Origin of the sequence: Salinisphaera sp. SWV1 (genome assembly GCF_052044155.1) — a bacterium.
Lineage (GTDB): Bacteria > Pseudomonadota > Gammaproteobacteria > Nevskiales > Salinisphaeraceae > Salinisphaera.
The window spans coordinates 1-6,493 of record NZ_JBQDYE010000074.1; the positions used below are offsets into that span (position 1 = coordinate 1).

Below are 6,493 nucleotides of genomic sequence, written 5' to 3' on the forward strand. Positions count from 1 at the left end.
GAGTGGATCGCGCGCCAGATGGGCCACACCACCACCGAGATGCTATTCCGCGTCTATTCCCGTTACGTCCCCAATCTCACGCGACGCGATGGCAGCGCCTTCGACCGTTTCGTAACGAACGCGATCAATGGCGGGATGGAAAAGGAGGAGCGGTCATGACCTCCATCGCTTGTCTTGCCACCCAGTCCGGGGCAGTGGTGTCCGGGCTCTTCCGGCTCATATCCGTCAAACGCTCCCCAAACACTCAGCGCGCCGACCAAGCGCGTGTCACCATCGCCGATGCCACAGGTTTCGCGATCTGCGACGTGTCGCTCAGTGACGAGGGCTTTCTAAGCCTGACCGATATCCGAACACGCTTCGTGCAAGTCGAAGGTCGCGTTCTCATGACGCCAAGCGACGTCGTCCATATCGATACACATCGTATCGAAAAGGTCGCGCTGGCCGATAGCCCGAGCTGGCATCTTCTATCGCGTACATGGGTACCCGCAGAGAGTACAGCGGCATTTGATCGGCTGACCGCGCTACTGGATCGTTTGACCGATCCTCATGTTCGCGCGCTCGCCCATCGGCTCTTCATATCGCAGGAGATCGCCGAACCGTTTCTGTGTGTTCCCGCGAGCCGTTCGCACCACCACGCCGGTATCGGGGGATTGCTCATACACAGCGTCGAATGCGCCGAGATGGCCGAATCGCTGTCGCGGTACGTCTTGCCAACCCATGAACGCGATCTCGCCGTGATGGGCGCGTTGCTGCACGACCTGGCCAAAATCCGGATCATGAAATCCGGCCAGGTCGGCCGCCACGCCATCTACGGCGTGACCCAGGAAGCACTGAACCTTGAGGTGCTGGCTCCATTCCTGAAACGCCTCGATCGCGAATGGCCCGAGGGCGGGGCAGGGCTCCGAGAGATCCTAGGTGTCCAGTCCCGCCAACAACTGGTTTGGCGGATAAAAGAATGGCTGGGGATCTCGCGTCCACTCGGCGGTGATGAACTCGACCGGGGTTTTCCCTTTCAAGGTTTTGAGTTTTTTGGCGTAGTTGTAAGCCGCCAAAAACGTTTGTAGGTGGCCCTGCAGTTCGTCGAGACTGGCGTAGTGATAGCGCTTGATGGTGGCGGCCTTGAGCGTCCGATTCATGCGCTCGACCTGGCCGTTGGTCCACGGATGATTCGGCCGGGTCAGCCGGTGCTCGATGCCATGCGCCCCACAGCGCTGATCGAAGCGTGATCGACGATTCAGCGGCTTGTTCGGATCGCGATAACGCGCCGAGTCGGTGAATTGAATGCCGTAGTACTTGCGGAAGCCAACTTATAAACGGCAGCCATCGCCTGTAGAGAGATCCTTGTGTGTACCAACAACCGCAAGGAGGTCTCCGATGACTGCCGCAACTCAGATTAGCTCAGAACAAATCTTCGTCGCGATCGATATCGCCAAGCGCTACCACGATGTGCTCGTTCGGTGGCCCGACGGTCGTGAAAAGGCCTTCAAGCTGCCGAACACGCGTGTCGAACACGATTCGCTTTGCCGGTTCCTGCTCGATCAAGGCATGCCAGTCATCGCTGCACTGGAACCCACGGCGGATTTCCATCGGCCGATCGCCTATTGTTTGGCCGAAGCGGGTATCACGGTTCATTTGGCGTCTTCACTGGGGTGTGCCCGTGTACGCGAGGCCCTGTATACCTCGTGGGATAAGCACGATCGCAAGGATGCCAAAGTGCTTCTGTATATGCTCGCGCATGGCATGACTCAGCCGTTTCACGATCCGCTGCGCGAAGGCTACTTCGATATCCAGGAGATCTCGAACACCTATCATCAGATTGCGCTGGCCCGGTCACGCTGCCAGCACAGTCTGGTGAACCATTATCTGACGCTGTATTTCCCGGAGATGGAGCGCTATCTCCATACTTCGCGGGCAGTGTGGTTCTGCCGATTCCTCCTGACGTTTCCAACGCCGAGCCGCATTACCTCACTGGATTGCGATGCGTTTATCGCAGCAGCCTGGGATATCGTCGGTCGCAAGGTGGCCAAGGCGCAGTTTCTGCACGGTCTATATGAAACCGCCCAGTCCAGCATGGGCTTGCCGATACCCCAGGACTCGCCTGCACTGGATACGTTTAAGCTGCAGCTACAGCGCTATCTCACGCTGACCGAGCAACGCCAGAAACTGGAATCCTTTGCTGCGACACACCTCAAAGACAATGCAGACTTTGCGCGATTGCAAACGTTGCCGGGCGTCGGCCCGATCATTGCCCTGATGATCCTGGCCGAAAGCGGCGATCTCAAACGCTTTCGGCATCATCGCCAGTACCTGAAGTTCTGCGGCTTTAATCTGGCGGCCTCGCAGAGCGGTAACAGCAGCAGCAAGTATCGATTGGCCAAGCGCGGCAACGCGCGACTGCGATATGCCTATTGGCTGGCCGCCACCATCGCCGTGCGCATGCGTGAAAACAGCTTCCGGGCGAAGTACGAGCGCTATATCCAGGCCGATCCCACCAGCGGCGATCTCAAGCGCAAGGCATTGACCGCCACGGCGGTCAAGATGGCGCGTGTCGCGCATGCGCTCGTCAAGCAGGACGCCGATTATCGAGGGTATTATGAGTTGTCCATTCCTGGCGGCGGGACGCCTCTCAGCTGGCCGTAGGGCCGAAAGGACCCCGTAGATAATGGTCGCGCCCGCCCGTCAGGATCTCATGAGCCTCTGTTAAGCCACGTCGGGCCGAGTCCGCTCGGACCCCTGTCACTATGGTTAGCCTACGATCCGGCTAACGACGGGCCGCCAGGTATTTCCCTCGCCTGAGCCAAGCGCTATGCTGCTTGGGCAAGGGTCTCTTTGGCCTGTCGTCGGTTATCAAGCGCAGGTAGTCCGTTGTCCGTTAACACCGTATGGATGCGATACGGCAATACATCGATCACATGATCCAGAAAAGCGGCCGCGGTCCGGCGATTGGCCTGGGACTCAAGGCGCGCGACGACGAACTTCGACGTGCGATCGATGGCCACAAACAGATGATGTCGGCCCTGTTCGGTGCGGACCTCGGCAATGTCGATGTGCACATAACCGATGGGATAGGCTTTGAACGGCTTTTTGGGCGGGGTGCTGGCGCCAGGATCGGGCAGACGCGAGATGCCATGGCGCTGAAACAGCCGATGCAGACTGGAACGGCTCAGATGCGGGATGCTGTCCTGCAGGGCGTACAGACAATCGTCCAGCGGCAGCTGGGTGTGTCGACGAAAGATCAGACAGGCGGCTTCTTCCTCGCGTGACAACGAGGTCGAGCGGGGCTGCTTCGGCCCCATCGGGCTATCCTCGACCTGCGCCCTGTGGCGCCATTTCAGCACGGTTTTCACGTTGATCCCGTATTGCCGTGCAAGCTGCGAGGCCGAAGCTGTCGATCGCTGTATTGCTGCTCGCGTGGCGTGCGTGGTCGTGGCGCGTCCGTGAAGTATTTGGCCCATAAGATCGCTTTGAACTCTGGCGTTAACGTTGAACCATCATACAGCGGGACCAAACAGCTAGACGGAGTCTAAGCCGTACTCACGGCGATTGCTGCCGCTGCGAGCAGGCGCGGGGAGTCGATCGGGTTCGGTACGGCTCGCCCGCGCCGTTCGATGCGCCGCAGGCACTACATGCCGTGCTTGATACCGCGCTTGATCAACCACCAGTTCGCCGGATAGGCCGTTGCAAAGCCGATGATCATGGCGATCTGCATCATGAACCAGAACGTCGCCGACGCCACGTGGGGTTCTTCTGGCAGCAGCACCTTAAACGCCAACGCGATGAAGCCGAACATGCCGATCTCGAACGATACGAGCGAGAGGGTGTCGGCTTTAATGGCATTGATGAACGCTTTGAAGGGGTTGGATTCGCCCATGCTCATCATCGGCAGCATCTGAAAGGCGATGCCAAATAGATAAGCGGCGACAAATTCACCCGCGAAATGGCCGAGTAGCAGCGAGCCAGCCACGGTGAAACCAACGATTGAGACGATCGGTGCCGCGATGGAATCGCCAAGCACGCAACCCCCAGCACAGTGCGTAACGCCAACGAGCACGCTCTGGGGAAATGGCTTATCCGTATGACCGCCGGCTTCTGCGTCAGGTCGGCCGAGTTTCTTGTAGATCCACCAGCCGAACACCGGTGTGAACAGGCCATTGACAGGCCAGGTCACGTTCATGATCTGCATCGGCTGGGGATGACGTATCACGTCGCGCAGAATCGCCAGCCCGGTTGCAACGCCCAATAGCACGAAGATCCAAGCAATGATTTCAAGTACTCCCATAGCTCACTCCTTTGTTGTAAATCGGCTGGTACTGCTGCTCAGGCGTTGACAGCGCATAAGCCGAAGAGTAAATTTTCAGCGACATCCTAGCCCACCCCACCTGGGGTGGTGCAATCAGTGGAGACCCTGATGACCAAGCTGAAAATCGAAGGCATGAGCTGCCAGCACTGTGTCAAAAGCGTCGACGAGGCACTTTCGGAAGTGCCCGGTGTGGATCGCGTCGTTGCTGTTCGCCTGGACGAGGGCGAAGCCGAAGTCGAAGGCTCAGCCGACCCGAACGCTCTGATCGCGGCCGTCGAGGAAGAGGGCTACGACGCCCGCGTCGTGCAATGAGCGATATCGAGCCGGATGAAAACCGTCTGGCTCTGGATCCGGCTGTGCGTGACGACGCGCGCAGCCGGCTCCGGTCCATCCGGGGCCATGTCGAGGGTCTTTTGCGCATGCTCGAACGCGACGACGTCTACTGCGTGGACGCGCTCAAGCAGATCAAGGCCGTCAACGGCGCGCTCGCCAAGACCGGCGACATGATTCTGCGCTGCCATTTGAAACACCACGTGGTCACGGCCCATGAACGCGGCGATGATGAAGCGATCGTGGCCGAGCTCATGGATATTCTGAAATACCGCTAACGCGGAGGAGGCCGATATGGCCCAGGATACGATCCGGGAGATCGATTTCGGCGTCGATGGCATGATGTGCGGCGCCTGCGTGGCCCGCGTGGAGAAGAAACTCAACAAGGTCGAAGGCGTCCAGGACGCTTCGGTCAATCTGGCGACCGGGCGTGCGAAGGTCTCGCTCGATACCAGTGTCAACGATGCTTGCGCTCTGTTCGATTCGGTGGCCTCGGCCGGCTACGAGGCGCACACCGAAACGCTCGAGTTCAAGGTCGACGGCATGACCTGTGGCGCCTGCGTGGCACGCGTCGAGAAAAAACTGGGCAAGCTCGACGGCGTGGTCCAGGCCAGCGTGAATTTGACGACCGAACGCGCACGCGTGGCCTATGTGCCCGGCCTTGTGGATCAGACGCGGCTGTTCGAGAGCGTCGAGAAAGCCGGCTATACCGCGGTCGCGCTCGAAGACGAGAATCGCGACGCCGATGCATCGCAGAGCGAAGCCGACCGGCTCAAGAAAGCGCTGATCGTGGCGGCGGCGTTCACGATTCCGCTGTTCGCGATCGCCATGCTGCATAGCGTTCCGTCCATCGCGAGTGCGATGGACCGGCTGGTGCCGGCACGCGCCTGGACCATCATGGAGTTGGTGCTGGCGGTCCCGGTCCAGTTCTACGCGGGCTGGCGCTTCTATACGCTTGGCTGGGGCGAAATGAAGCATTTCGCTCCCGGCATGAACAGCCTGGTGATGCTGGGCTCCAATGCAGCGTTCTTCTATTCGCTGATCGCCCTGATTGTGCCCCAGATCTTTCCCAGCGGCACGGCGCATACCTATTTCGATGCCGCCGGCATGATCGTCACGCTCATCCTGCTGGGCCGTTATCTCGAAGCGGTGGCCAAAGGGCGCACCTCCCAGGCCGTGCAAGGTCTGATGAAGCTGCAGTCCAAGACCGCCCGCGTGAAACGCGACGGTGAATGGACCGAGGTTGATCTCGATCAGGTCGCCAAGGGCGATATCGTGTCCGTGCGGCCCGGCGAACGCGTGCCGGTCGACGGCACGGTGCGCTCGGGCGAAAGCTATATTGACGAGTCCATGATCTCCGGCGAGCCGGTGCCGGTCGCGAAACAGGCAGACGACGAGGTTGTCGGCGGCACCGTGAATCAGAACGGCACGCTCGAGCTCGAGGCGACCAGCGTCGGCGGCGACACCGTCTTGTCCCAGATTATCCGCATGGTCGAGGAGGCCCAGGCCGAAAAACCGGCGATCCAGGCGATAGCCGACAAGATCGCCGGCGTGTTCGTGCCGATCGTGATGGCCGTGTCGGCGGCCACGTTCGCCGGCTGGCTGATCTTCGGCCCGTCGCCCGCGCTCGCGTTGGCGTTTGTCGCCGCGGTCTCGGTGCTGCTGATCGCCTGCCCCTGCGCCATGGGTCTGGCCACGCCGACCGCCATCATGGTCGGCACCGGCAAGGGCGCGTCGATGGGCGTGCTGTTCCGTCGCGGTACCGCGCTGGAGCAACTGGCGGCTGTCGATACCGTGGTGCTCGACAAGACCGGCACGCTGACCGAAGGTGCTCCGGCGCTCACCGATCTGGAAACCACGAAC

Annotated in this window: 6 protein-coding genes and 3 pseudogenes; 6 read left to right on the top strand and 3 right to left on the bottom strand. The window is 60.3% G+C overall.

Annotated features, from left to right (window positions below; genetic code table 11):
- Both ACS8YF_RS19220 and ACS8YF_RS19225 read left to right on the top strand, forming a co-directional pair.
- Positions 1-159, top strand: a pseudogene (locus ACS8YF_RS19220) (integrase); the annotation flags it as partial.
- Between the two features lie 224 nt (positions 160-383).
- Positions 384-1,064 (top strand): HD domain-containing protein, encoded by a 681-nt coding sequence (locus tag ACS8YF_RS19225; protein ID WP_440851720.1) that lies wholly within the window; start codon positions 384-386, stop codon positions 1,062-1,064.
- On the opposite strand, the pseudogene ACS8YF_RS19230 reads toward ACS8YF_RS19225, so the two are convergent.
- A pseudogene (locus tag ACS8YF_RS19230) lies at positions 1,050-1,283 on the bottom strand (integrase core domain-containing protein); the annotation flags it as partial. The gene ACS8YF_RS19225 and the pseudogene ACS8YF_RS19230 overlap by 15 nt on opposite strands.
- 91 nt (positions 1,284-1,374) lie before the next feature.
- Between ACS8YF_RS19230 and ACS8YF_RS19235 the strand changes: the two are divergent.
- Positions 1,375-2,640, top strand: coding sequence for an IS110 family transposase (locus tag ACS8YF_RS19235; RefSeq protein ID WP_440851715.1), 1,266 nt, complete (start codon positions 1,375-1,377; stop codon positions 2,638-2,640).
- A 218-nt stretch (positions 2,641-2,858) separates the two neighbouring features.
- On the opposite strand, the pseudogene ACS8YF_RS19240 reads toward ACS8YF_RS19235, so the two are convergent.
- Positions 2,859-3,455, bottom strand: a pseudogene (locus ACS8YF_RS19240) (IS481 family transposase); the annotation flags it as partial.
- A 167-nt stretch (positions 3,456-3,622) separates the two neighbouring features.
- Complete coding sequence (locus ACS8YF_RS19245) at positions 3,623-4,279, bottom strand: DUF4396 domain-containing protein (protein WP_440851716.1); 657 nt, start codon at positions 4,277-4,279, stop codon at positions 3,623-3,625.
- Between the two features lie 129 nt (positions 4,280-4,408).
- On the opposite strand from ACS8YF_RS19245, the gene ACS8YF_RS19250 reads away from it, so the two are divergent.
- The 3 genes from ACS8YF_RS19250 to ACS8YF_RS19260 all read left to right on the top strand — a co-directional run.
- On the top strand, positions 4,409-4,612 hold the full coding sequence (locus ACS8YF_RS19250; protein ID WP_440851717.1) for a CopZ family metallochaperone: 204 nt from the start codon (positions 4,409-4,411) through the stop codon (positions 4,610-4,612).
- Positions 4,609-4,908 (top strand): metal-sensitive transcriptional regulator, encoded by a 300-nt coding sequence (locus ACS8YF_RS19255; RefSeq protein WP_440851718.1) that lies wholly within the window; start codon positions 4,609-4,611, stop codon positions 4,906-4,908. The genes ACS8YF_RS19250 and ACS8YF_RS19255 overlap by 4 nt, the downstream gene beginning before the upstream one ends.
- A gap of 16 nt (positions 4,909-4,924) precedes the next feature.
- Positions 4,925-6,493 (top strand): heavy metal translocating P-type ATPase (locus tag ACS8YF_RS19260; protein ID WP_440851719.1); only part of this gene is annotated, 1,569 nt, incomplete at its 3' end.